Origin of the sequence: Paenibacillus sp. FSL K6-0108, assembly GCF_045040695.1 — a bacterium.
GTDB lineage: Bacteria > Bacillota > Bacilli > Paenibacillales > Paenibacillaceae > Paenibacillus > Paenibacillus pabuli_B.
Map to the genome: position 1 here is coordinate 7,037,863 of NZ_CP150288.1, position 25,693 is coordinate 7,063,555.

The 25,693-nt window shown below is 47.5% G+C and carries 27 protein-coding genes; 8 read left to right on the top strand and 19 right to left on the bottom strand.

What is annotated here, in order from left to right; all coding sequences use genetic code 11:
- Positions 1-58 precede the first annotated feature (58 nt).
- Positions 59-778 (top strand): 3-ketoacyl-ACP reductase, encoded by a 720-nt coding sequence (locus MHB49_RS31915; RefSeq protein ID WP_090903393.1) that lies wholly within the window; start codon positions 59-61, stop codon positions 776-778.
- Positions 779-872: 94 nt separating this feature from the next.
- Here the strand turns inward: MHB49_RS31915 and MHB49_RS31920 are convergent, their stop codons facing one another.
- Both MHB49_RS31920 and MHB49_RS31925 read right to left on the bottom strand, forming a co-directional pair.
- Positions 873-1,421 (bottom strand): helix-turn-helix domain-containing protein, encoded by a 549-nt coding sequence (locus tag MHB49_RS31920; RefSeq protein ID WP_247899730.1) that lies wholly within the window; start codon positions 1,419-1,421, stop codon positions 873-875.
- 42 nt (positions 1,422-1,463) lie between these two features.
- Positions 1,464-1,829 (bottom strand): glyoxalase superfamily protein, encoded by a 366-nt coding sequence (locus MHB49_RS31925; RefSeq protein WP_405154261.1) that lies wholly within the window; start codon positions 1,827-1,829, stop codon positions 1,464-1,466.
- Positions 1,830-2,006: 177 nt separating this feature from the next.
- Here MHB49_RS31925 and MHB49_RS31930 point away from each other — a divergent pair, with 177 nt between their 5' ends.
- From MHB49_RS31930 to MHB49_RS31950, 5 genes are all read left to right on the top strand, one after another.
- Positions 2,007-2,681 (top strand): alpha/beta hydrolase, encoded by a 675-nt coding sequence (locus tag MHB49_RS31930; RefSeq protein ID WP_405154262.1) that lies wholly within the window; start codon positions 2,007-2,009, stop codon positions 2,679-2,681.
- Positions 2,681-3,451, top strand: a complete 771-nt coding sequence (locus tag MHB49_RS31935; protein WP_405154263.1) for a dioxygenase — start codon at positions 2,681-2,683, stop codon at positions 3,449-3,451. The genes MHB49_RS31930 and MHB49_RS31935 overlap by 1 nt, the downstream gene beginning before the upstream one ends.
- A 250-nt stretch (positions 3,452-3,701) precedes the next feature.
- Positions 3,702-4,298: an SMI1/KNR4 family protein gene (locus MHB49_RS31940; RefSeq protein ID WP_405154264.1), complete on the top strand. Its 597-nt coding sequence runs from the start codon at positions 3,702-3,704 to the stop codon at positions 4,296-4,298.
- A gap of 194 nt (positions 4,299-4,492) precedes the next feature.
- On the top strand, positions 4,493-5,494 hold the full coding sequence (locus tag MHB49_RS31945; protein WP_405154265.1) for a cation diffusion facilitator family transporter: 1,002 nt from the start codon (positions 4,493-4,495) through the stop codon (positions 5,492-5,494).
- Positions 5,495-5,748: 254 nt separating this feature from the next.
- Positions 5,749-6,249, top strand: a complete 501-nt coding sequence (locus MHB49_RS31950; protein ID WP_247899738.1) for a hypothetical protein — start codon at positions 5,749-5,751, stop codon at positions 6,247-6,249.
- 579 nt (positions 6,250-6,828) lie between these two features.
- On the opposite strand, the gene MHB49_RS31955 is transcribed toward MHB49_RS31950, so the two are convergent.
- Genes MHB49_RS31955 through MHB49_RS31970 form a run of 4 tightly spaced genes read right to left on the bottom strand, consistent with a single transcriptional unit; the run spans position 6,829 to position 10,612 of the window.
- Entirely contained in the window at positions 6,829-7,902 is a 1,074-nt protein-coding gene (locus MHB49_RS31955) for a PotD/PotF family extracellular solute-binding protein (RefSeq protein WP_405154266.1), read from the bottom strand.
- Positions 7,899-8,705: an ABC transporter permease gene (locus MHB49_RS31960; protein WP_405154267.1), complete on the bottom strand. Its 807-nt coding sequence runs from the start codon at positions 8,703-8,705 to the stop codon at positions 7,899-7,901. Before MHB49_RS31960 ends, MHB49_RS31955 begins: the two co-directional genes overlap by 4 nt.
- Entirely contained in the window at positions 8,680-9,513 is an 834-nt protein-coding gene (locus tag MHB49_RS31965) for an ABC transporter permease (protein ID WP_405154268.1), read from the bottom strand. The genes MHB49_RS31960 and MHB49_RS31965 overlap by 26 nt, the downstream gene beginning before the upstream one ends.
- Entirely contained in the window at positions 9,503-10,612 is a 1,110-nt protein-coding gene (locus tag MHB49_RS31970) for an ABC transporter ATP-binding protein (RefSeq protein WP_247899742.1), read from the bottom strand. Before MHB49_RS31970 ends, MHB49_RS31965 begins: the two co-directional genes overlap by 11 nt.
- Positions 10,613-10,869: 257 nt before the next feature.
- Here MHB49_RS31970 and MHB49_RS31975 point away from each other — a divergent pair, with 257 nt between their 5' ends.
- A complete protein-coding gene (locus MHB49_RS31975) occupies positions 10,870-12,141 on the top strand; it encodes an MFS transporter (RefSeq protein WP_405154269.1) in 1,272 nt (423 codons plus the stop codon).
- A gap of 37 nt (positions 12,142-12,178) precedes the next feature.
- Here the strand turns inward: MHB49_RS31975 and MHB49_RS31980 are convergent, their stop codons facing one another.
- The 4 genes from MHB49_RS31980 to MHB49_RS31995 form a co-directional block, all read right to left on the bottom strand.
- The gene (locus MHB49_RS31980; RefSeq protein WP_405154270.1) at positions 12,179-12,649 is read right to left on the bottom strand and encodes an NUDIX hydrolase; all 471 of its coding nucleotides are present in this window, start codon (positions 12,647-12,649) and stop codon (positions 12,179-12,181) included.
- Positions 12,650-12,792: 143 nt separating this feature from the next.
- On the bottom strand, positions 12,793-14,001 hold the full coding sequence (locus MHB49_RS31985) for a nitric oxide synthase oxygenase (protein WP_405154271.1): 1,209 nt from the start codon (positions 13,999-14,001) through the stop codon (positions 12,793-12,795).
- 128 nt (positions 14,002-14,129) lie between these two features.
- The gene (locus MHB49_RS31990) at positions 14,130-14,609 is read right to left on the bottom strand and encodes a Dps family protein (RefSeq protein WP_405154272.1); all 480 of its coding nucleotides are present in this window, start codon (positions 14,607-14,609) and stop codon (positions 14,130-14,132) included.
- A gap of 370 nt (positions 14,610-14,979) precedes the next feature.
- On the bottom strand, positions 14,980-15,717 hold the full coding sequence (locus tag MHB49_RS31995) for an HAD family hydrolase (protein ID WP_405154273.1): 738 nt from the start codon (positions 15,715-15,717) through the stop codon (positions 14,980-14,982).
- 148 nt (positions 15,718-15,865) lie between these two features.
- Here MHB49_RS31995 and MHB49_RS32000 point away from each other — a divergent pair, with 148 nt between their 5' ends.
- Entirely contained in the window at positions 15,866-16,171 is a 306-nt protein-coding gene (locus MHB49_RS32000) for a hypothetical protein (RefSeq protein WP_405154274.1), read from the top strand.
- A gap of 158 nt (positions 16,172-16,329) precedes the next feature.
- On the opposite strand, the gene MHB49_RS32005 is transcribed toward MHB49_RS32000, so the two are convergent.
- From MHB49_RS32005 to MHB49_RS32045, 9 genes are all read right to left on the bottom strand, one after another.
- Positions 16,330-16,530, bottom strand: coding sequence for a hypothetical protein (locus MHB49_RS32005; protein ID WP_379383983.1), 201 nt, complete (start codon positions 16,528-16,530; stop codon positions 16,330-16,332).
- Between the two features lie 9 nt (positions 16,531-16,539).
- Positions 16,540-17,280 carry a hypothetical protein gene (locus MHB49_RS32010; RefSeq protein ID WP_405154275.1) on the bottom strand — a complete coding sequence of 247 codons (741 nt, stop codon included), beginning with the start codon at positions 17,278-17,280 and terminating at the stop codon, positions 16,540-16,542.
- Positions 17,281-17,790: 510 nt separating this feature from the next.
- Complete coding sequence (locus MHB49_RS32015) at positions 17,791-19,557, bottom strand: adenine deaminase (protein WP_405154276.1); 1,767 nt, start codon at positions 19,555-19,557, stop codon at positions 17,791-17,793.
- Between the two features lie 199 nt (positions 19,558-19,756).
- The gene (locus MHB49_RS32020; protein WP_405154277.1) at positions 19,757-20,815 is read right to left on the bottom strand and encodes an ABC transporter ATP-binding protein; all 1,059 of its coding nucleotides are present in this window, start codon (positions 20,813-20,815) and stop codon (positions 19,757-19,759) included.
- An 18-nt stretch (positions 20,816-20,833) separates the two neighbouring features.
- Positions 20,834-21,625 carry an ABC transporter permease gene (locus tag MHB49_RS32025; RefSeq protein WP_024632851.1) on the bottom strand — a complete coding sequence of 264 codons (792 nt, stop codon included), beginning with the start codon at positions 21,623-21,625 and terminating at the stop codon, positions 20,834-20,836.
- Positions 21,626-21,629: 4 nt separating this feature from the next.
- The gene (locus MHB49_RS32030; protein WP_024632852.1) at positions 21,630-22,448 is read right to left on the bottom strand and encodes an ABC transporter permease; all 819 of its coding nucleotides are present in this window, start codon (positions 22,446-22,448) and stop codon (positions 21,630-21,632) included.
- 200 nt (positions 22,449-22,648) lie between these two features.
- Positions 22,649-23,587: a nucleoside hydrolase gene (locus MHB49_RS32035; RefSeq protein ID WP_405154278.1), complete on the bottom strand. Its 939-nt coding sequence runs from the start codon at positions 23,585-23,587 to the stop codon at positions 22,649-22,651.
- A gap of 109 nt (positions 23,588-23,696) precedes the next feature.
- Entirely contained in the window at positions 23,697-24,767 is a 1,071-nt protein-coding gene (locus MHB49_RS32040) for an ABC transporter substrate-binding protein (protein WP_405157286.1), read from the bottom strand.
- A gap of 510 nt (positions 24,768-25,277) precedes the next feature.
- Positions 25,278-25,622: a Na-translocating system protein MpsC family protein gene (locus MHB49_RS32045; protein WP_024632855.1), complete on the bottom strand. Its 345-nt coding sequence runs from the start codon at positions 25,620-25,622 to the stop codon at positions 25,278-25,280.
- Between the last annotated feature and the right edge of the window lie 71 nt (positions 25,623-25,693).

The following is a 25,693-nucleotide window of genomic DNA, read 5'->3' on the forward strand; positions in this document are numbered from 1 at the left end:
ACTGTGGGTAATATAGTATAATTAAATGCTAGTCCAATTCTAAGGAGGAGTTACCCACATGGAACTTAAAAATAAAACGGCGGTCATCACTGGCGCCGGTAAAGGTATTGGCCGTGCCATTGCTGAAGCACTTGCCAAGGAAGGTGTACATCTCGGACTTATCGCTCGGACGGCCTCCGATCTGGAGGCTCTCCAGCAATCACTGAGCCAGGAATACGGTGTAAAAGTAACCAGTGCCATTGCTGATATCTCCGATCGCACCCAGGCTGAAGCAGCTGTGGCTGCGATTGAGATGGAGCTTGGTGCGGTAGATATTCTGATCAACAATGCAGGCATTGCAAGCTTCGGTACACTGCTGGACATGGACCCGGAAGAATGGGAACGCATCCTGCATGTTAATGTCATGGGTACATACTACGTAACTCGTGCTGTGCTGCCAAGCATGATCAAGGAAAGCAGCGGCAGCATTATCAATATCGCTTCCACCGCAGGCGAGCGTGGATTCGCTACCGGCTCTGCTTATTGTGCTTCCAAATTCGCGCTGCTCGGCATGACCGAATCCCTGATGCAGGAAGTTCGCAAATCCAATATCCGGGTTACGGCGCTAACACCAAGCACAGTGAACACGGAACTGGCAACGAATGCCGGACTGAAAGTTGGAGACGAAGACCGCATGATGCAAGCGGAAGATGTAGCTGAACTGGCTTTGGCGACGCTCAAGCTGTCGGATCGTGTATTTGTCAAAGCTGCTGGCATCTGGACAACTAATCCTCAGTAAGCAGAAGTAGTCGAACAGGAGACTGTGTCAGTTCGTCAGCAATAATAAAAGGACGATTCCCATCGTTATGTTCATCACTTTGGGAACCGTCCTTTTATGCATTCCATAAACGATCCAAATCCAGCTCCTTGGATACAGCGATCAGCACCACCGCGGGCTCCTCCCCAATATTGGTGACTTCATGAGGAACGATGGCATTCCAGCTGAACGAATCCCCCGCTTCCAGAATCTCTACATCCTCACACTGCTCTGCGCGAATTCGGCCTTGCAGAACCAGATGACTTTCTTCTCCGGCGTGCTTATTGACTCCTGTCGACGCACCCGCTGGCAGCTCCACAATGGACATGCGCATGGCTCCCTTGGCCGTTAGATGCTGTACCTTAATCTGCCCGCTTCCGGCAGTAGTCTCCTTGCGCTCATCCTTGCGCACCACATTCATCCGCTGCTCCGGTGACAACAGCAAGTATGGCAGTGGCACTTCCAGATAATCCGCGATACTTTCGAGCGTGGCGATGGACGGTGATGTTTTATTATTTTCCACGTTGCTGATAAACCCTTTGGACAGCCCCGTACCCTCACACAATTGCATAATGGTGATCTGTTTTTGTTTGCGGATCGTACGAATGGCTAGGCCAATATCCATATTGCAATCCTCCCCCTATGATCTGTATATCCAATACCCAACCTATTCTGCGTTAGGTTCATAAAAAACAATCCGGTTGCCAAACGGATCAATCACTGTCATTTCCCTTAGATTCCACGGCGTGTCGGTAATGCCCGGTCTGGAATGCTTGTACTTTTTCCGATTGAGCACCTCACATAATGCATCAAGCGCATCCGTTTCTATTCGTAAAGCTGCTCCAGGCGTACAATCGCCATGGTGTTCAGATAAGTGTAATTGAATGGAATCCAGAGATACCTGCATATATAACGGTAAATCTGGTTCAAACCGATGTTCCCAATCCAATCGAAAACCCAAATATTCCAGGTAGAACTCCTTCGCCTTGTTTTCATCAAAGATTCTCAGAATGGGCACGATTCCTTTAAGCATAATGATCACGTCCTTGGGAGTAATATAGATTACTTATACGGAACATATTTTCATAATACAAAAAAAATATTGACCCTACAATGGAATCATGATAGATTTTGTTCATAAATAAGAATATTAATTTCATATTAGTGAACTTTATTTCAATTACACATTTCTTAACAGGTGGTGATTGCATTGAGTTATTCATTGACTTACGAGGTCCGGCTTCCTTCCGATTACAATACAGAACAACAATATCCCGTTATCTTTGCCCTGCATGGCATGGGTTCGGATGAACAGGATATGCTTCGCTTAATGGAGCCTCTTCAATCCGATTTTATTATCATCGCAGTAAGAGGGCCCATTGTTCAGGGGAGCGGTTATGCCTATTTTCAAATTAAAAGCATTGGCAACCCTGTCCGCGAGCTGTTCGATGCCTCTGTTCAAGGACTACAACAGCTAATCGTTGATTTGTCCGCCAAATATGCCATTGATCCCGCACGGCGTTATATCGCCGGATTCAGTCAGGGAGCCATTATGGCAATGACACTCTCGCTGATCATGGGAGATGCAATTAAGGGAATTGTAGCCATGAGTGGTTACATTCCGCAATTTGTGAAAGACGAATATAAGATACAGCCCGATTCAGAGTTATCTGTTTTTATATCGCACGGTGACCAGGATCATCTCTTCCCGCTGCAGCTCGGCGAGGATAATTCCAACTTCTTCTACCAACACACCAATAACGTTACGTATGTTCCATATCACGGTGGACACCAAGTCACCCCCGACCTATATCAACAATTTCAACAATGGCTTCGGAAGGATGCCAAGCTGGCTCCCGAAGACCTGAAAGGACTGAATTCATAATGATGCCATCCCTGTTTATCGCTCACGGTGCACCATCACTCGCACTGGAGGAAAATGCATATACTGAATTCCTGCAAAAACTTGGACAGGAACTGCCAAAACCCAAAGCAATCGTATTGTTCTCTGCTCACTGGGAATCTACAACTCAATTGGTTTCTTCAGTAGCCAATTACGAGACCATCTATGATTTCGGCGGCTTCCAGCCCGAGCTGTATCAGATCAAATATCCGGCACAAGGGCATGAAGAGACCACAGCGGAAATTCATCGCCTGTTCGCCAATGCCGGTATTCCGGTCGAAAGCGACTCCACTCGTGGTCTGGACCACGGTGCATGGGTTGTTCTTCGCCTGCTCTATCCAAATGCCGACATTCCGGTCGTTGCGTTGTCTGTGAACCGTTATCTGTCCAATGAACAGCAGTATCAGGTAGGACAAGCGCTGGCTGCTTTGCGTGAGCAGGATGTTCTCGTCATTGGCAGCGGTGGGACGGTACACAACCTGCGTCAATTAAACTGGGACAGCGCAGGCGTCGACCCCTGGGCCATGGCGTTTGACAACTGGCTGCATGACAAGCTGGTGAGCTGGGATACAGCGTCCCTCTTCGCCTATGACAAGCTGGCACCCTCAGCCCAGGCGGCTGTACCTACGCCAGAGCATTTTGTACCATTGCTGCTCGCCATGGGTGCAGGAGATCAGAACAAGCAGGCATCACTCCTGTTCAAAGCCTATCAGTATGGCAACCTGAGCCTGTCCTGTTGGAAGTTTGATTAAAGAGGACTCGTAGATAATAAATTTAGCGTGGGTTACAGGATCTCCCTGTGGCCCACGCTTTATTTATGGATGTAACTAGTTGTGCTGATTATGCAAAAACCGCCTTTGAAATGATGAGGCCATCGGAGCATGCGAGACAAGGACTCAAGTTTCTTGTTTGCTTTTCCGGACTATAACTATAATATGGGATGAAATTTGCTCACAGATCACTCACCATAATGTCTCAATAGCTCATACGGAGGGGAATTGGATGCCAGAACAGCGTATATATGAATTGATGGATGAACTGGATATTTTACTGGAGGAGAAGGTACAAGATGAGGAAAACCGGGAGCTGCTCACGGCATACCGCAAGTTTGCAGGCGTGACGAATGAGCAGCTCGACGCATTCGAGCAGGAACACGGTATTCGTTTACCTTCTGATTTCCGTGCATTTTATAAACGTAAAAATGGGAGTGGTTATGGCTTTAAAGTATTGTATCCAAGCCTTGAGGAGGGACGAGAAACCGAGCCATTTTACCTATTATCTCTGGAAAAGATTCAAAAGGGGCATTCCACGCTGGTGGAGAACCGCTTGGATGATTATTATACCGAAGAAGAGATCCGTGAGCTTGATCCCCGAATCAAACCGTATCTGTTTCAAAAGAAATGGATTACGTTTGGCATGCTTGGAGGTGGATCTCTGTGTCTGATGTTCGACTTTGATCCGACGGAGCAAGGTACGTATGGGCAGATTATTATGTACATCCATGATCCGGATTTTGTATATTACGTGGCTGGAACATTTACGGAGCTTTTGGAACAATCCAACCGAAATTTGCGCGCTCTGGAGGCCATTGAATACTGATTCCTAGGGACGTATCCAAGCTCAAATCCCCAACTTCCTATGAATTACATCATTCATATGATGATATGACCTTTTTTGCATAATGCTGGGAGTTGTAAAGCAAGCTATAATAACATTTAGTGGAAGTGACCAAGCTTTAATTATGGATTGCCCTTTTCTGCATCTATCACATTTATCTGGGAGGAACATTCGAAGTGGCTGAACAACCAAAGTCTGAGAGCTTAATGTCTCTCGTCAAAAAGGGAAACACATCCTCGGCTGTAGCGATGGCAGGAAACGCCGTACTTGCACTGTGCAAAGGAGGAGCCTTTCTATTCAGTGGCAGTGGCGCCATGTTCGCCTCGGCGATGCACTCTTTGGCCGATGCCATCAACCAAGGGTTTGTCTTTGTCGGAAGTGTATTGTCCGAGAAAAAACCTACACGCCGCTTTCCGACCGGATTCGGGCGAGTCATCAACATTTTCTGTATGATTGCCGTTATCGTTGTTACCATTATGGCGTATGAAACGATCCATGAAGGGATTCACTTGTTACTGCATCCGGCTGCTCATTCCGGCGGTATCTGGATTAACATCGCCGTGCTGGTGCTTAACATTGTGATCGATGGAGCCATTTTGATTAAAGCGATGAAAGAAATTCTACACGAAGCACGTGCGCCCAAAGCGTCAGGCCTCGCCCTGTTCCCTGCTGCGATCAAAAATGTAGGACGCGCCGCACCGCCAACACGGCTTGTATTTTACGAAGATATTGTAGCGGTACTCGGTGCTACACTTGCACTGGTCTCTGTCGTCGTCATTGCACTGACCAATTTTGCATTGCTCGATGGAATCGTGACGACCATTATCGGATGTCTGATGATCGCTGTCGCTTTCCGTGTCGGCTATGACAATATGATCGGACTGATTGGTGTAGCGGCTCCACAGGATGTTGAGGATAAAGTATCCCAGACCATTCTGGCAGACTCTCATGTTGCAGATATCCAGATGATGCGCATTATTCAGGAAGGCCGATATTACCACGTCGAGGGTCTGATTGAGCTGACCAAAGGATTGAGCCTTGCCGATGCAGATGATATCAAGTTCCGTATTCAGGAGAAGTTAATGACCGATCCCGACATCGCCGATGCGGCCATCTCCATTATCGAGGATGATGGCGTGAACAGCTGGGGTAAGAAGCATTCGGATGTGGTGAAATAATATGCTTCGGTTTGGATAAAAAGAATGACAAAACCTACTCTCAACAGAGTGGGTTTTCAGCATGTTCAACTACACACTCATCAACAGAGTATAGTTTCTCAAACCATGCCTACCTAGACTTTGGTCTAGGTTCACTTTAACTCCAAAGACGGAGGATCAACTTTTCTAATTCATGGTATGCTGTGAATAACGAAAGTAGTTGCTCTACATACAACCGTTCGGGAATTGATCTTGTATTGAAAAGGAGAGATATCATGGCTAAACGCACCATCCTTGCGCCTGTGCTTATTTTGCTGGGCGTGTACCTGATTTTGAACCAGGGAGGTTCACTCGGTCCGGGTACAATCTTTGCCACGTTCTGGCCCACCTTATTTGTGATTCCGCTGGGGCTGTTCTTCCACTGGCTGTACTTCTCCATGATTGGCAGAGGGGTCGGATTGCTGGTTCCCGGGGGCATCTTGCTTACGGCAGGTATTGTCAGCCAGATCGCCATGCTCTTTGGTAACTGGGGCACGATGTGGCCTGGCTTCATTCTTGCGGTAGCGGTAGGTCTGTTTGAATTGTATTGGTTTGGTGGCCGTAACAAATGGCTGCTGATTCCGATCAACATCCTGACGGTAATCTCACTGTTATTCTTCTCCGTCATGTCGATAGGCACGATGTTGAACAGCCTGTCCTTTGTCCAGCCGTTCGTGGCGATTGTGCTGATTATGGGCGGGGCCTGGATCATTGTGGGTCGCAAAAAGCGCATGTAAATCTTATGTCGTTTACACTAGACCACTGCGGTGACAGAACAACTTCGGATCGCTGTTATCCCCAGATTTTTTTGAATCCCATCTTAAATGGGAAAATCCGGGGATAAGCGTATGCTTCCGAAGTAGCTTTCTTTCAGAAAGCTTTTAGGCGAACGCTTCGCTTCCTTCGTTTGTTCTGTCCCCTCCGTTAACGTGTAAACAGAGACAAGACAACCTACCTTAGCTGTTTGCTCTGAGGCAGGGTAAAACATAAAGGGGTGCGGCTCGTCATTCAATTGAAATGACGAGCTGCACCCCTATTTATTTTGTTTCAGATCTAACGAATTCTAATGAACTGTACACACGCAATTGGCGGTCATTTGTTCCCATTGGAGTTTTAACGAATCAGAGAGACGCTATTCTGTCTAAGCAGCGGCTTATTACCGTTTAAACACCATTTTTATAAAGAATAGCTTCGCTGGAGTTCGTTAGCATTCGTAAACCTCGGAAATCAGCCCAATAAGGTGCGGTAGATTCGTTAGCGCGTTGGACGTTACACGGAACGCCATGTTCATCCGATACATCTCAATTGAATATTACCTATTTGCTATGCATTTTAAATTCGAGGAACAAATCGTTATAATGCGAAAGCATTTTTTTGCCCAGATTATCGTAGACCTCCAGCTTGCCTGTCAGTGTCTCATCTGGATAAAATCGTTCATCCTCCGAAATATCCTCTGGCAGCAGCTTTAATGCTTCGGCGTTCGGTGTGGAATACCCGACATACTCGGCATTACGAGCTGCATGATCCGGGTCCAGCATGAAGTTGATGAACTGATGAGCACCTTCAATATTACTTGCAGTCTTCGGAATAACCATGTTATCGAACCAAAGGTTCGAGCCTTCCTCAGGAACCACATAATCCAGCTTATCATTCTCATCCATAATTTCCGACGCATCCCCGGACCATACGAGTCCAACCGCCGCTTCTTCGTTCGCCAGCAGCATTTTGATCTCGTCCCCGACAATGGCTCTGACGTTAGGCGTGAGGGTGGACAGTTTCTTCAAAGCTTCCTGCAGATGGTCTTCATTCGTATCGTTCAGTGAATACCCAAGGCTGTTCAGCCCCATGCCGATGACTTCACGGGCACCGTCGAGCAGCAGGATTTGATTTTTCAAACGTGGGTCCCACAGGTCATTCCAGCTCTCAAACGTTAACCCATCGACCAGCTCAGGATTGTACACAATACCCACCGTTCCCCAGAAGTAAGGGATGGAGTACTTGTTCCCCTCATCAAAGGACAGGTCCATAAACTGTTGGTCGATGTTACTCAGATTGGGCAGCTTGCTATGATCGAGTGGAACGAGCAGATTTTCTTCTTTCATTTTGCTAATCGCATATTCAGAAGGAATTGCCACATCGAACGTCGTTCCGCCCTGCTCAATCTTGGTTAACATCGCCTCATTCGAGTCAAACGTCTGATAGATCACCTTGATTCCGGTCTCTTGCTCAAATTCCTTCAGCAAATCAGGATCGATATAATCGCCCCAGTTATAAATGGTCAGCGTGTTTCCGCCGGAATACCCCTGACTTTTGTTCAGATACGAAGCGAGGATCATCAGGGCAAAGGCTGCCACAAATACAATTGCAAATGTCCGAACCAGTTGCTTCATGGACGCAGCCCCCTTCCCGCAGGCGTCTTCGCGGCACGGCGGTTAATGAAGTAATACCCAACAACCAGCAGCACCGTAAGCAGGAACAGCAGCGTAGACAGCGCATTGATGGACAATGACACACCCTGCCTTGCTCTGGAATAAATCTCCACAGAAAGCGTGGAATAACCGTTCCCCGTAACAAAGAAGGTTACCGCAAAGTCATCTAGCGAGTACGTCAACGCCATGAAGAATCCGGCAAAAATACCCGGTTTGACGTATGGAAGCACGACGCGGGTCAGAACCTGCCATGATCCAGCACCCAGATCGCGCGCCGCATCCATCAAGGTTGGGCTCATCTCCTGAAGCTTTGGCAGTACCATAATCACGACAATCGGCACGCTGAATGCAATATGAGACAACAGTACCGAAGTGAATCCAAGCTTGATGCCAATCATGGTGAACAGAATCAGAAAGGATGCACCAATGATGACATCTGGACTAACAATCAGCACGTTATTGAGTGACAGCAGCGTATTCTTGGTCCGTTTGCGCCGCACATGGTAGATCGCCAGTGCCCCTGCCACACCGAGCATCGTCGAGATCGCCGAGGACAGGAGCGCAATAATAAACGTATTGAGTACAATGATCAGCAGCCGGGTATCGGCAAACACTTCCCTGTACCATTCCAATGTAAACCCTTCGAAGCCGCGCATATGTCCGCCACTGTTGAAGGAATAGAAGATCAGATACGCAATCGGTGCGTACAGTATAGCGAATACAACGGCCAGATAGACGTTAGACAGCTTTCCGTTTCTTCCCATTACGCACCTCCTTCTTGCCTGATCCAGTCAGGAACATAATGATTGCCATCGCAATAATCAAAAAGACGGCAATCGTCGAACCCATCCCCCAGTCCTGGGTGACGAGAAAATGCTGCTCAATCGCTGTTCCCAGCGTAATTACCCGGTTCCCCGCAATAAGGCGGGTAATCATGAACAAGGATAGCGCCGGAATAAATACAGCCTGACAGCCGGATTTCACTCCGCTAAGCGTCAGCGGGAAGATGACCCGACGGAACGTCAGCCAGGACGATGCCCCGAGATCCCGTGCTGCGTAGATCAGCGACGGATTCATCTCTTCCAGCGCGTTGAAGATCGGCAGGATCATAAACGGAATGAAGATGTACACCGAGACAAAGATAAAGCTAAAATCGGTGAACAGAATCTGTTTCGTGCCAATGCCCACCACTTCAAGCAGGGAATTGGTCAAGCCATACGTGCCAAACAGGCCGATAAAGGCGTACGCTTTTAACAACAGATTGATCCAGCTTGGCAAAATAATAAGCAGCAGCCACAGCTGCTTGTGCTTTGTACGAGTCAGTAAATACGCCGTCGGATACGAGACCAACAGCGAGAACACTGTGATCAGAAATGCATACCAGAACGAGCTCAGGGTCATCTGCATGTACACCGGTGTAAAGAACCGGGCATAGTTACCCAGCGTAAAATGGCCCTCCACATCGAAGAACGAGTAATACACCACCAGCAGAACCGGAGCAACTACAAACAACACCATCCATAATACATATGGAATCAGATACGCATTGCGTGTACTCGCCTTAGTCTGCATGAACGGCCTCTTGGTAGGCTTCCAGACGTTTGTCGAACTCTTCTTCCGTCTCGTTAAAGCGCATGACGTGGATGGCTTCCGGGTCAAAATACAGTCCAATACGAGCGCCTACGACGGCTTTCTTCGTGGAATGCACCAGCCACTCATTACCCGCATCATCGTAGGTCGATATTTCGTAATGCACCCCACGGAACAACTGGGAATCCACATTGACTTTCATCTTGCCCTGTTCCTCGGTTGTAATCTCCATGTCCTCTGGACGAATCACTATCTCCACAGGCTCGTCCCGCTGCAATCCCTGATCGACACACTCGTACTGTGCGCCAGCGAACTCTACCACAAAGTCCTGCTTCATTTTGCCGGATACAATGTTCGATTCACCGATGAAGTCCGCCACAAAACGGTTAATCGGCTCATCATAGATATCATTTGGCGTGCCGCTCTGCTGAATGACGCCGCCGTTCAGGACAAAGATTTCATCCGACATCGCCAAGGCTTCTTCCTGGTCATGCGTGACAAAAATAAACGTAATGCCCAGTCGCTGTTGCAGCTCGCGCAGCTCATACTGCATTTCGGTGCGCAGCTTCAGATCGAGCGCCGACAAAGGCTCGTCCAGCAGCAAAATCTCGGGTTCATTCACAATTGCCCGTGCAATCGCGACACGCTGCCGTTGTCCGCCGGACATCTCGCCAATTTCACGGTTTTCATAACCGGAGAGATTGACGAACTTGAGTGCTTCCAACACTTTGCCGCGAATTTCAGCGGTTTTCATTTTTTTGATCCGCAAACCAAAAGCGACGTTCTCAAATACGTTCAAATGTGGAAATAACGCGTAATCCTGAAATACGGTATTCACCTGCCGCTGGTGAGCCGGCACTTGGTTAATCAGTGCACCGTTAAAATAAATACTGCCCTGTGTCGGCTCCGCAAAGCCGGCGATCAGGCGCAATATCGTTGTTTTCCCGCAGCCTGACGGGCCGAGTAGCGTATAAAATTTACCCCGCTCAATCTCGAAGCTGACTTCCTTCAATACGGCTTCATCCTGATCGTATTGCTGGGTCACCCGGTCGAACCGGATAATCGGTTGTTGTTCTGACATGCTTCATTTCGCCCCCTTTAAACTTGAGGTATACCTTGAGCCTGTACACTTCTTTTCAAGCATGCTTCATTACAAATCCCATCTATTATATATGATTCAGCTATATCCGCAATGGTTTTGATGTAAACGCTGTGTGTTATTTCTTCTTATTCTCACAAATACAGCATACATTACGGGTATATGTCGATATCTACGCATCCATGTAGAGCGATTTCATGAGGATTTCGGAATTAAGCCATGTGAAAGGAGTCCTGTTGGTGGATATTCGCCGTAATCTGCCCTTGCTGATGATCATTTGTTTTCTTAGTCAGATGGGCGGCTTCATGATTCTGCCCCTATTCCCTTTGTTTATTGAGGAGTTCGGCCTGTCTGGCTGGATGATGGGGGTTATTTTTGCACTCTTTTATGTCGGCAAAGTGATTGGCGGGGTGCCCGCTGCGGCACTCTATCGGAAAATTGGGGGCAAGCGGGCACTTATTGCTATGCTGCTGCTGCTCGCTGTATGTATGGGCGGTTTCGCTGTATCTTCTGCCGCATTAGTATTCGGTCTGCTGCGGCTGCTGCAAGGGCTCGCTTCTACCGGACTTACCGTCGTCGTGCGTTCCATCATCGGGGATGAGGGGAATGTCGACAACCGGGGGCTGTACAACGGTTATATCAGCAGCAGTGAAGGCGGGGGCATGGTGCTGGGTCCGGTCATCAGCGGCTGGCTCTCGTTGCATTGGCCGTTATCGGTGCCTTTTTTACTCGTTACCGTGTGCTGCCTGATGGCTGTGATTGCGGCAATGGGGATGAAGACAGCAGGAAAGTCCAATCCTGTATCCGAAAATGTGGCGGACGGCCACGACTTAAGCGAGTCTCCAACGGATGCCAAACCAACGCAAACGCCTGCCGATTATACAGCTTCTCCAGTAAATGATACGCCTAGCTCAACCATTCCAGAACCGTCCACCGGACTTACCAGGCGGCAGCAACTGATTGGCTACGGTGCGGTGCATTTTCTGGAGATGAGCGCCTATGCCGTGTTTCTGACTTATTTTGCGCTGTATGCCGCTCATATCATGCAGTGGGACCCGTTTGCGACCAGTCTTGCCTTTACCGTAGCCGGGATCTCCACACTTGCGGCTGCCCCGGTGGCAGGTTACCTGTCTGATCGAATGGGTGATCGGCTGCTGCTCTGCATGTTCGGCATGCTGATGATTGGTATCGAAGTGGTGGTTTTTCTGAGCACATCTTCATATGTGCTGGTTTACGTAGGCATGCTGATCGGCGGTGTAGGCGGTGCATGTTACATGGATTCGTTCTTTGCTCATATCGGGGATCATATCCCGGACGAAGGTAGGAGCTCCGTCATAGGCAAAATTGTCTCTGCGGCAGAGATCGGTTCCATCGTATCCCCGCTGATTGCTGCGCTGCTCGTAGAGCATGGATCGCTGTATACCGTGTTTGTCTTCAATCTGCTTCTGATCGCTGCCGCCATTGCCGTTCAGGCAGTGATGCGCAGCCGTTACAGATCGAAACGAGTGTAAACGCACAAGACTGCCCACACCCGTGGGCAGCCTCCATTCATTTATTTACTCCTAATAAAGTTGCAATATGTAACGCATTTTCTTCGATTTTACTTTTTAAATAAGGGTCTGTGTTCTCTGGCAATTCCGTCGGCTTGTAAAACTTCGCTTCAAGAACTTCCACCCCATCGGGCTTCAATTCGCCTTCGTACTCCGTGCAAATATAACCAATGACCACATTATAATATTCATGTCCATTTCTTAATTTCGTATATAACTCTTTCCCGGAAAAAACACCGTATAGCACAAGTTTCTTGATCTGTATTCCAATTTCTTCTTTGACCTCTCGCATCGCAGACTCTTCCACCGATTCACCCAACTCCATAAACCCACCCGGTACTCCCCAGGTATGATCCACATGTCGAACCAACAAAATTTCACCTAATTTATTCAATATCAAAATACTCGGTCTCACCAGAATAACGGGTGCATTGCCAACCATTTCTCGAAGCGATTCAATATAGCCCATAGGATAGGCCTCCTATATTAAGTCATGATCCTTATTATAGAAGTGCAATTCATTTCCATATAGAGAAACAATCTTCTGCTTTTCTTCCTATTTTAGAGTCCGTGCTTTGATGAAAACACAGCAAAAAACAACCCGCCCGCACATCAGTGTGCAAACGGGCATTTCATTGGTGGGTTCTCCCCCTGAGGCTGATGATCCTCTCGCACTGTATTCTGTTCTTCACTGTTCTCCATTGTTACTCCAGATAGGTTCCCAGCAAGAGTAAACGCCTGATCCTGACGAAAAAAATTGGGCTTCACAATCTCATTGCGGTATGAACTGTGAAAAATATGCGTCGTCGCCGGCGACACCGGCGGAATCAGCCAAACCCAATCACCTGTCAGCTCGCGCCCGGCCTTCTCCTCCCGCTGCTCAAACAGTGCAAATTGCGCTGCCGCTGTGTGGTGATCCACAATGCTAACGCCTGCTTTCTTGAATGAATGCAGCACAGCTACATTCAGCTCTACCAGAGCTCGATCCTTCCACAAAGTCGTTTCACTCGACGTATTCAGTCCCAGCGCTGCTGCTACCGCAGGCAGCTTGTTATAACGAAACGTGTCCGCCAGATTACGGGCTCCGATCTCGGTCCCCATATACCAACCGTTAAACGGCGCTGCGGGGTAAGATATGCCGCCAATCTCCAGCCGCATATCGGCAATCATCGGTACACCGTACCAGCGCATGTCCAGTTCGGCAATCTCGGGACGCTCCGGGTGTTCAATCCTCACTTCCACGATGTCTTCCTCGGGCACAGGATACCACTCCGGAGCTTGTCCCTGAGCCTGGATAATCAATGGCAGCACATCATAAGGGGTGCCTTCCCCCTGCCAGCCAAGCGATATTGCCGTCTTCGTTAGCTCAACGGATGCAGGGTCACCTACAATGCCTTCCGTCGTCTCATATCCGGCATAACGGATCAACTGATGATTCCATATCCGCACGGGGGCTCCATTTGGTCCATCCGGTGGAAGGATCGTAATCATCGGAATGATCTTGCCTTTGTTGGAAGCCGCTCTGATGTGCGTCATCACAGCATCTGCTGCCGTCCCAACCGTATCTGCATGACGTGCATCCACGATGCGCAGTTTATCCCAGAATAGCCGCCCGATGCAGCGATTGCTGTTCCGCCATGCCATTTTACAGCCATGCTCCAATTCATCTGCAGTATGTACATAGGTGCCTGTGTGCTCAATCTCGTTCAAAACGGCAACAAGCCGGGCCTGCGCGTCTTCACGCGAATGGCCCAGCTCTTCATAACATCTATATATAAACCGTTCAGCTTCATCCCGCAGTTCATCCAGGTCTGTCCGCATTATTCATTCCACCAATCTATACATCTCGAATGCCATCATTATACGGCAAGCACACCGGATTTGTAAGCGAACGGGCACTTTGTTCACGGACTCTACATATCGTTGTTCAGGATGCAGGGTAACCTAGATTATTTGCCCAGAAATGCGTTTAACATCCAGACCTCTTTATCCAAGGCAGCAGTGAATCCAATCAGCATATCTTCGGTTGCATTATCCTCAGCTTTACCTGCTTCCTGGATACCCTGGTTAATAACACCCACCATCGCTTGCAGATCAGCAACTACGGTTTCTACCATTTTTTCAGCCGACAACTGTCCCTGTGCTTCCTCAACAGGTGACAACCGCAGTTGCTCAGCCATCGTTGCGACCGGGCGTCCACCAATGGCTAATAGGCGTTCTGCGGCTTCGTCCATATTCGCTGTAGCCATGTTATACAACTCTTCGAATTTGGCATGCAGTGTGAAGAAATGAGGACCTTTCACATACCAGTGGAAATGGTGCAGTTTAGTGTACAGTACAGACCAACCTGCGATCTGGCGGTTCAGGACATCTTGAAGTTCAGTGGTATGGTTTGCAAAAGTGTTGTTTCTAGTTTGGATTGTGCTCATGGAATTTATCCCCTCTCGAATACGATATAGTTTTGAATTTGATAACGTAATTTAACTTGTTTTCGTTTATTTAATTTAGACTTAATCTAAATCTTGTTTTAATTATAACACTACCCAAATCCGTTGTGAAGGCTTTAGCCTATTCTTTCGAATGAAGATTCCATGAAGCCGAGCTTCATCTTTGGCCTATGTGAAAACCTCCTATGACACCTCTACACACAGTATCTATACCTCAATTTTCACTGATGCACAATGACAATCCTCACCCACCCTTTGTAAACAACATGCAACAACAAAAACAGCCCTGATCCCCCATGAGGAAACCGGGCTGTATCAAGCCTGAAAACATCATATCGCATATGAGCACTCTTTATTGATGAACCAACTCGGATGTAAGAATACGGCTTACCTCTTCATAACTGCGCGCAACGTGATGAGGCTGATGCTCTGATTCTGGCAAAGCACCACGATGGTTGAACCAGATCACTTTCCATCCGGCATCCACTGCACCGATAACATCATTGCGCCAGGAATCGCCGATGTAATAACTGGAACCGGAATCCGATCCCGTCTGCCTGCTTACATGCTCAAATAATCTGCGATCCGGCTTGGCGTAACCAAGTGTACCCGATATGAAAATCCGTTCCTCGGAAATAAGACTGAATACATCCAACGCTTCGAGCTTCCGCTGCTGATGTTTTCCTTCTCCGTTGGTAATTAACCCTACCATATGCCCTTCTGCAAGAAGTGTTCGAATAAGTTCATATGCCCCCTCAAAGGGTTGGATCTGAAACTGTCTACTCAAATATTGTGCTTGCAGTTCTTCAGCCTGCCCCGAATGCAGATGTAATCCAAATTCGGCCAAGGTCAGCTCAAATCTGCGATGACGCATCCGTTCCACCGCTTCCGGTTCGGGTACAGCCGACAAATCTTCTTGGGCAGACAGCCAGTCGCTATAATAACGGAAGCGATGGTACGCCTCAGCGTATGGGAAATCATCTGGTAAACCAAGAACCTCCTGTAGTGCTCCTTTCAGTGGTTGCAAGTGGTCATACAAGGTATCGTCTACATCGAAAAAGATGGCTTTAGTAGCATTTGTTATTTCCATAATCGTTGCTTATCCTCCTGCCGTTGCTCTAAACATTCTCTCTACTAATATATATGTTTCCATTTGCCCCGTCCAAGAAATGAATTACTTGTAGGATCTCTTCCGTTAGTTTTTAATCCTATACTTCAACGGACTTGCAGAACGGTTTATGCCCATTATAGAAGTCTATTGGCAAGAGGATGCGGCAGATGTAGAACTATATTGGACTGTTATGGAAAACCAAGGTATTGAAAGCCACTGTGCGGATCTGATGCTCTTTAATCAGTTATGGTGTAAAGCCAGGGAGCTGGAAGAAAATGAATCGGCAAATCTTTTAAAAAAAATTGATCAGGTTTACGAGATGATCAAGGGTATTAGTAAGATATTTGAGGTTAGAGCCGGACACAGCTTAATAGAAACAAACTATATATATTTTAAAACAGAAGATTCTATTTTCTGGCATGGGTGCTTATAGGGGAGAATGCATGTTAGAGGAGATATCTTTCATTATTTTCTGAAGATAAGCAGAAAATAAAAGCATCTCCTGAAGGAGATGCTTTTTTTCTTGAGTAGAAACATTGTTAGGATTGCTACTGGAAATCATTCGTCCTAAATTGAGGAAGTATAACTATATTACTCTCTTGTTTCATCATCTAATCGCCGTCGAAATACCAAAGCCGAGACAGCAAATATAATAAAAGATAATGTTGAAGCAGCAGTAACCATCTTCAACACACTTCCTATTGGGGGGTTAAACAACAGAGCAATTGAGATGATTAAAACGGCACCAGTTAAACCCATTCCCAAAATCGAGAACGCTAAAATCTTGTTCATCGAATCACCTCACAGGTAATTGAAACAAGCTACTGCTCCAGCGATACCACCAGCACCAAGAACTGCATATGCACCAATACATGCAGCACATATCGGAGCAGTCACTGGTGTCGGTACTGCACACGAACCACCGCACGCAACCGCAATAATATAAGCCGCCGTACCACCAATGCCAAGCACTGCTCCAAGACAACCTGCCACTGCGCCTACGCTCTGCGGTTGAATTCCAGAGTTAACTGGCTCTTCTGCAAGCATTTCTTCATCTGTGATATAAGGTCTGTCAGTGTCCACGGATTTAACAACTGATCCATTCAAATACGTCTCAACTCGGAAGTTTCCTGTCTCATTCTTGGTCACCAACAGTTCATTTGTCTGCAATACGGTATTATCCTCATCGAAGAATACTGTTACGTTACTGGGAAGGCTATAATCCCCATGCAAAGGAACTGTAACAACCGTAACTCCACCGCCAACCGTGTACACACTCGATTTTCCCAAATCAAAAGCAGACACAGGGGCGATATTCTCAATTTCACCTGCTTCTACTCCATGTAGCGTTGCATCGATCAATTCCTTGGCTTCATTACCTATAACTACAGCAAAATCTTGGCTGTTATCCGCTTGTGCTGTAACACTCAAATTTGGAGATAAACTTAAACAGAAAATAGACAAAATCATTAATACTGGCAAAAAGACCTTTTTCGCCTTTAACATAATAAAAAAAACTCCTATTTTATAATATTTCGTCATAACATTTCCTCTTCAAGATTGATACCATCTGTATGCAATTACTTAGATACCAGTTCGATAGCATCTGCAAGTCAATGAGGGCTTTTTCTTCTCGTTGTCCGGCGTACCTGGGAGTGTATTATAGAACTGAATGCTGCTAGGCTTGAATTTGGATTTATTTTCCTGCCATGAGTTGCTCTCCTGACAAGTTGCCCATTAAGCTGAAGCTTAGGGCAAACGTACCCCAATTAACCAAGTCTTATTAAATTTTAATAACATTCACGCTCCTTATAACCAGTGTTGAGGATTTCCCTCACATATATAGACACCCAAAAAGGAAAATAGTTACTTTTTTTATCCATTATTTTGTAAAATAATCCAAAAAGTTAGAATAACTACCTATATGGACGACACACCGTAGAAACAAATTCACATACTAAGTAAGAAAATCCGTCTCTAAAGGTATACATAAAAAAACACCCCGTCTCACAACATGATGGTTGTGAAATGGGGTGTCGCCATTTTTTATAATTAACACGATTCCACGATCAACGGTACAACCTTGCCTGCATTTACATCAATCAGACCGTGATCCGTAATTTTCAGAGCCGGACTTACCGCCAGAGAATGGGTACTGATCGACATAATCGGATTATAGTGCACATAACCAAGAGACAACATCGCTGCACGCAGCTCTTTCACTTGGTGTGACACGACCGCCAGCGGTTCCTCCGTCAGAATGCCACCCACAGGGAGTTCGAGATGGGACAACACTTTGCCGTCTTCCACCACACAGAACCCACCTTGGCTCGAAATTACCGTGTTAGCTGCCAAGATCATATCTTCACGATTGCGCCCTACGACCAATAGGTTGTGGTTATCATGTGAATATGTTGTCGCAATAGCACCACGCTTAATCGTGTCTCCACCAATCAGACCATGTGCCCGATTACCGTTCACACCATAACGTTCAAAGGTCGCGATCTGTCCATATTCGCTCTCTTCCCAGAGCAGTTCACCATTTGCAGCCTGAACCTGTGCAATATGCTCCTCCACAAAGGTTGAACCATCCTTCACCATCATAACCCGGCAGTTATTTAGACCATTTTCAGATAACTGCGCGTCTGAGGCCGATGCTTCACTTTGCCCACTAACCTTCGGATCTGACAAACGAATTGCGAAATCCTCAGCTCCCAGCAGATCCAACTGCACGCTCTTGTAAAAGTGAGGTGGGAACTGTCCACTAATCCGGTCCTGCTTGTACGGTTCGTAGTCGTCATAAGCTTTACGGCCATTTTTGTATACCTGCTCTACTGCAAGTGTATCTAAGTTGGACAGCAGCACATAATCCGCCACTTTACCTGGGGCAATGCTGCCGCGATCAGTCATTTTCATACGAGATGCCGGGGTTGAGGTTGCTGCATAAATTGCATCTTCAGGGCGCATCCCCATCCGAATGGCTTTACGCACGATATGATCCAGATGCCCCCGTTCCACCAGTGAATCAGGCATAACATCGTCCGTTACGAAGCAGAAATGCTGAGCGACATCATGCTGAATCAGGTATTCCATAACTTCTGGCGTCATCGATTTTTCCTGAATCTCAATGAACATGCCTGCTGCAATTCGCGCCTGCAAGCCCTCAATACTCTGATGCGTATGATCGGAATCCACGCCAGCATAGATCAGTCGGTGCAGATCCAACCCAAGCAATTTCGGTGTATGACCTTCGATCACAAGATCGGGATAGTTTTTGCGAATATGCTGAAGGATCTGGTTCGTCTTGCATTCCGGATCACGGATGACGTCCACATAGTTCATGATCTCACCCAGACAGATGATCTCTCCTGTAGACAGCAGCACATCCATGTCTTCGATTTCGATTGAACCACCCGTTGTTTCCATTGGCGTCGCCGGAACGGAGCTTGGAATGGCATAGAACATGTCCACCGTTGTTTCGCGGCTGGCCGACATCATCTCCTGCACACCTTCCAGCCCAAACACATTCGCCATCTCATGCGGTTCCGCCACAATGGACGTTACCCCGCAGCGGATCAAGCCATGGGAAAAGGTTGCCGGTGTAACCATCGTACTCTCAATGTGCAGATGAATATCAATAAGACCCGGAATCATGTAACGTCCACGTGCATCAATCACTTCATCGGCTTCAATTATCTCCGGACCGTCTGGACCAACATACATAAATCTGCCGTCCAATACAGCCACGTTGTTCATTTCAAATCGTTTATAATAACTGTTATACACATGTACATTCTTAATTAGTTGATCTGCACGCATGGGGCATAATCTCCTTCTTCATGAGCATTTCACAGCGATCCAGAGCGGTCGTTTACAACCAGCCATAGTGAATGGAGAAAGCCATTTTGGATATATGGCATCTCGCACCAATATCACTTGTTTCCCCTTCAGTACACTGTAATGCGCCGTCTGGATTGAGCTGATAAAATGCCTCTTTTGCTGCTTCTGCTTCCTGCTGCTATTCCACAAGGACAAGTTTATCCTGCGGGAAAATCAGATTCACTCGCTGTCCGCTGAGATAAGGTGTCTCCATCTCCTGATTGGCCGTGAAGTCGCCGAGTTCTGTCTCAATGACGTACTGATAGCTGCGTCCAAGGTATGTGCTTACTTTGATTATCCCTGGCAAAGCATTAGCCAAGTCCCCAGAGGTATCTCCACTAACCATCAGATCATCCGGGCGAATCGCACCTTTGCGTGCACCGGGACGTGCCGTTCCGGGATGCGCTGTTGCGGTGAACAAACGTCCCCCTGCTTTCAGCGTGATCTCATCTCCTGCATCACTACGCTCAGCAAACTCGATAAAATTATGGAAGCCGATAAATTGGGCAACAAATTCTGTGGCCGGGTATTTAAAAATCGTCTCCGGGCGGTCGAGCTGCTCGACTACGCCTTTGTTCATAATGGCAACCTGATCCGAGATGGAGAAGCACTCCTCCTGGTCATGAGAGACATAAAGCGTCGTAATGCCCAGTTCCTGCTGAATGCGGCGGATCTCCACCCGCATGTTGAGTCTCAGGTTGGCATCCAGGTTACTGAGTGGTTCGTCGAACAACAGCAAATCCGGTTCAATGACCAGTGCGCGGGCAATCGCCACACGCTGACGCTGACCACCAGACAGTTCTGTCGGAAAACGTTTCTCAAACCCGATCAGGTTCACCACTTCAAGGATGCGCATCACACGTGACGAAATATCCTTGTCCTTTACCTTGCGCATCCGCAGGCCGAAGGCCACGTTGTCATAGACTGACAGATGCGGGAACAGCGCATAACTCTGAAATACAAATCCGAAATTCCGCTTGTTTACCGGAACTTTCGTATAATCCTTGCCGCCGAACATAAACTTGCCCTGTGTTGCTTCCAGGAATCCGGCGATGAGGCGCAGCGTAGTTGTTTTGCCGCAACCGCTCGGTCCGAGCAGGGAGAGCAGCTTACCTTTTTCCAGCTCCAATTGAAAATCCTTCAGGATCGTCTGGTTATCGTAAGCCACCGATACGCGATCCAATGTCAGCAATGCCATAGCGTTCTGCGCCTCCAATTAACGTTTAGTAAAGTATGAGAATCCGCCCATGATCCGTTCGATCACGAACATTAAAAGTCCAGTCAATACCATCAAGAGCACGGAAATGGCTGCAATGGTTGGGTCAAAATAATTTTCTACATAGGTCAGCATCTGAATTGGCAATGTGCTTACCCCTGGTCCGGTCATAAACACGGAAATGTCCACGTTGTTGAACGACTCCAAAAAGGCAATCAGCACCGCCGCGAGAATGCCTGAGCGAATGTTGGGCAGCACGATCTGGAAGAACGTTCTCACCCGTCCTGCGCCGAGACTCAGGGCTGCTTCTTCCACTGCAAAATCAAAGCTCGACAGACTCGATGCGATAACGCGAATGATAAATGGAAGCATAATAATCGTGTGACCGATCAGCAGACCCAGATACATCGGCAGATGATAGATCACGATCAGGTATTTCATCAATGTAAAACCAAGCACGATTCCCGGAATGAGTACCGGAGACAGGAACAATGCATTCAGCACGGACTTGCCTTTGAAATCGTAACGACTAAGTGCATACGCAGCCGGAACCCCGAGCAACAGCGCCAACAAATTCCCAAGCAAGGAAATGATGATGGACGTCTGGAACGTGCGGAGGAAACCGCCTGTATTGAAAATATTCTCGTACCAGCGGAGGGAGAAGCCCTCCGGCGGAAATTTGAGTACCGTCCCCGGTTCAAACGAAGTCACCGAGATGATCAGAAGCGGGCCCAGCAGAAAGATAAAGACCAGCAGACTGAACAGGCCCAGCCCGATATGTTTCTCCCGCATATGTCTACCCCTTCGGATTTAAAGTTTTGGCCATTTTGTTCATGACACCGACCACGACAAACGTAATGACAATCATAATCGCGGCAACGACCGAGGCCAGATACCAGTCGTTCAGGGTCATGGCGTTCTGATAAAGGAACGTCGCAATGACGCGCTGTTTGCCTCCCAATAGTGCAGGCGTCGTATAAGCCGTCAGGCTTCCGACAAAAACAAGTACGGCACCGATCACGAGACCTGGCACAGCCAGCGGGAATACCACCCGGCGGAATGCCGTGAAGCGTGATGCACCCAGACTCTGGGCTGCCTTAAGCAGATCACCGTCAATGTTCTCAAGGACACCGACCAGGGAAATGATCATGAGGGGCAGGAACAGATGGGTCAAACCAATCATCATGGCTGCCGGCGTGTACAGAATATCCAACGGCTTATCCACGATACCAAGCCCAACGAGGGCGTTGTTGATCAGCCCTTTGCGTCCGAGAATAATCATCCAGCTAAACGAGCGCACAACCGGGCTCGTTAGCAGTGGGAAGATGGCCAGCGCGAGCAGAATGCCTTTGCGGCGCGGCGCTTTTCGTGAGATATAATAAGCTGTCGGGAATCCGAGCACCACGCAAACGATGGTGGTGACCACGCTGACTTGCAGCGTCGTTAGCAGTATTTTCAAAAAGTAAGGGTCTCTGAAAAAATGCATGTATCCTTCAAACGTGAAGGAGTTTTCCTGAAAAAATGTCGATCCGATCGTCAGGACAATCGGAATGATCATAAATGCCGCCAAAAATATGAATCCTGGCAGCAATAGCCAGTATACTGATTTCTTCATCGCGGTACTCCTGACATAAGAATTAGAGATTTATACTCGGATACTCCGATTGCAGTACCGTCCTTCGATCCCTGTTATCCCCCGATTTTTCTGAATTCCTTATCAATGGAGAAAATCGGGGGATAAAGGGGAACGCTTCGCTTCTCCAGATCGGTTCTGCACTCTCCGCAATCGTATAAATATCTTATTGGGTCGAGCAATTAAGAGTTTAAAGCATTAATAAACAACTCAAGGAATGCTTCGGCATCTACCGTTTCGCATACCAATGTGTTGGGTTGTTCGCCCAAACGGTTTTGGAAGTCACACACCATCTGGCCATCGCACAGGCGGCTGGCTGTCTCTACATCGACGTAATACGCTTTGCGTCCAACCAGTTCCGGGGCAAGAGCGACGCCAACGGCCAGTGGATCATGCAGGGCACATGCGCGTATTCCGTTCATTTCTTCATACCGCTTGATGTAAATCTCCGTGCTCTGTGCGACGTAATCGCGCAATACCGGATTAGTCAATCGTCCGATGGCTTCTTCGTTCAGCAGCGTTTGACGGGTAACATCCAAGCCAACCTGCGTCAGCTTCTCGAAACCTGCATGCATGACAATGCGTGCGGCTTCGGGATCGGCGTACGTGTTGTACTCCGCAGTAGGTGTAACATTGCCATGTCCACGAACGACGCCACCCATGAAGATGACTTCCTTCAATAATGCAGGCAGCTCAGGACACTTCATCAGAGCCAGCGCCAGATTCGTTAACGGCGCAGTCATAATGAGTGTTAATTCGCCTGGGTACAACTTCGCTTGTTCAACGATAAATTCCGGGGCAAAACCTTCATCCGCCTGCTTGGACACGGCCGGATCAGGCAGCGCACCGCCCAATCCGTCTTGTCCGTGTACCCGGTGTTCATAATGAGACTTGCGCGTGAGAGGGCCAGCTGCTCCGGCAATGACCGGAATGGAGGGCGCTCCTGCCAGCTCGAGAATTTTGCATGTATTATCCGTTGCCTGCTGGAGCGATACGTTCCCACAGACTGTGGTAATTCCGAGAATGTCCAGCTTCCGACTTTTGACGGCCAGCAAGATTGCCAGCGCATCATCAATACCAGTATCCACATCCAGAATGATGCGATTTCCTGTTTCACTCATACATTCCCAACTCCTTTGCCGTTAAATGGGTGCTTGCTGCAAATGTTGTTTGTCGAACAATTCATATCATTACTGCTATCCGTCATTATCGTTCAAACGCAAGTTACGCTTATTGTGCAATCTCGCGGTTCCAACGATCTGTCCATGCTTTAGCCTGTTGATTCACAAATTCCATATCCAGCTTGTTCAGCTTGCCAACGACGTCCGCACCATACGTTACGCCCTCAGCTTCTTCGGCATTCAATTCAACCTTCGTATTTACCGGGGAATCCACTTTAGCTTTAGCGGATTTGGTTTGTACATCCTGGCTCAACTGCCAGTTGATGAATTCTTCAGCGAGTTCTTTGTTTTTGCTGCCTTTTACAACGTTGATCGTATTCATGACTGCATACGCACCTTCGCTAGGTGTAACAAACTTCGCATTTGGCACTGCCGCTTTCAGATCCTTGAAGTACATTTCCATAATTGGTCCGCCAGCAATCTCTTCCTGGGAGAACATGTTCACGAATTCGGAAGTTTGTGTGTAAAATTTAACCACATTACCGCTTAATTTTTTCAGCTCCGCAAATGCTGCATCTTCATTAAACGTATCATTTCCGGCTACACGGGATGCTGCATCCAAGACCATCGGGCCTGCTGTTGCCGTAATATTCGGAATCGTCAGGTTATTGGCAAAAGCCGGGTCCCACAGATCAGCCCATGAAGTGACTTCTTTGGAAACGAGGTCCGGGTTATAAGCGATTCCGAGCTGTCCAACCGTGTAGGCCGGGCCGTAATCTTCGCCAAGCGGTGCTTTGGCAATATCATAAATATCATTCACATTCGGAATTTTGGAACGGTCGATTTTCTCAAACAAACCTTCATCAATACCTTGCTGTGCATAGTAATCAGACAAATAAATCACATCGACATTGGATGTTCCTTGGCGGATTTTGTTCAAACGCTCAGCGTTGTTGCCCACTTCAAGCACGATGTCTACATTATGTTCTTTTTCAAATGGACCGAATACTTCTTCATTAAAGAAATCTTCCGAGAAGCCCCAAGTGGAAATGACCAGTTTGGTTGGCGCCGTGCCTCCACTGCCTGATCCTCCTGCTGCGTTCTCTGTGCTGCTGCCGCATCCTGCAAGTAATACCGATGTCATTGCCACTGCCGCCAAACCGCTAATCCACTTTTTCATCATGATCCTGATTCCCCCTGATATGTGTGATTTAACAACCCAAACCATTAAGTTGAACTAGCTTGATATTCTCAACTAAAAATTTTACACAATAACGTAGAGGACAGAAAAAACCTGTAGAAGCGAAGCGTTCGCCTGAAAGCTTTCTGAAAGAAAGCTACTTCGGAAGCATACGCCTATTCCCGGATTTCACCTTTTCTAAATACAATCAAAGAAATATGGGAATAACAGCGATCGGAAGGTTGTTCTGTCATCGGAGTGCCAGTGTAAATCTTTGTTAGTTGGGCTTATATAGTTCAACTTAAAAAAACAAAAAGAAAAGCATTCTTGTATAAACAAGAACACTTTTCTTCGTAAACAAAGGAAAGCGACACCCGCTGCCGGTACATCATCGGTTTCTGCTTCAGAATCAATCCGAAGACAGACGCCATCATATGAAATTGTTTGTTCGGAATTAGAAGTATGAACGGGAACCACGTACAACGCATGAATCGAACCAGTCGATCCATCCTATGCTTGTTCCAAAATCACATTCGTAATGGCCCACTGTGTGGACGCATCATAATCCCGTAATACAGCTTCGATTGGCAAACCCATGTGCTGCTCCAACTTCTCCCTGAATTTCTTCTTATACAAGACAGACATGCGGAAGTCCACTTCCAGCTTCAAGCCGGGGGCCTCCCCTTCCAGGGCGTCAGAGCGCGGTGAACGTCGGTGCTTCGCGTAGAAGGTCACAATGTTCTGATCAATGGTCACTCTCAGGAGAGTGGTGCCAAAGCCGAACAGTTCCTTCGAAATTTCGTTATAATACTGGCACATCTTCTTCTTGCTCTCATTGCTGTCCAGCAGTTCCATGAACTCACCCACATCATTTACTACCGTACGTTCGACGTGTTAACACGATTGATTATACATATATCTACGAT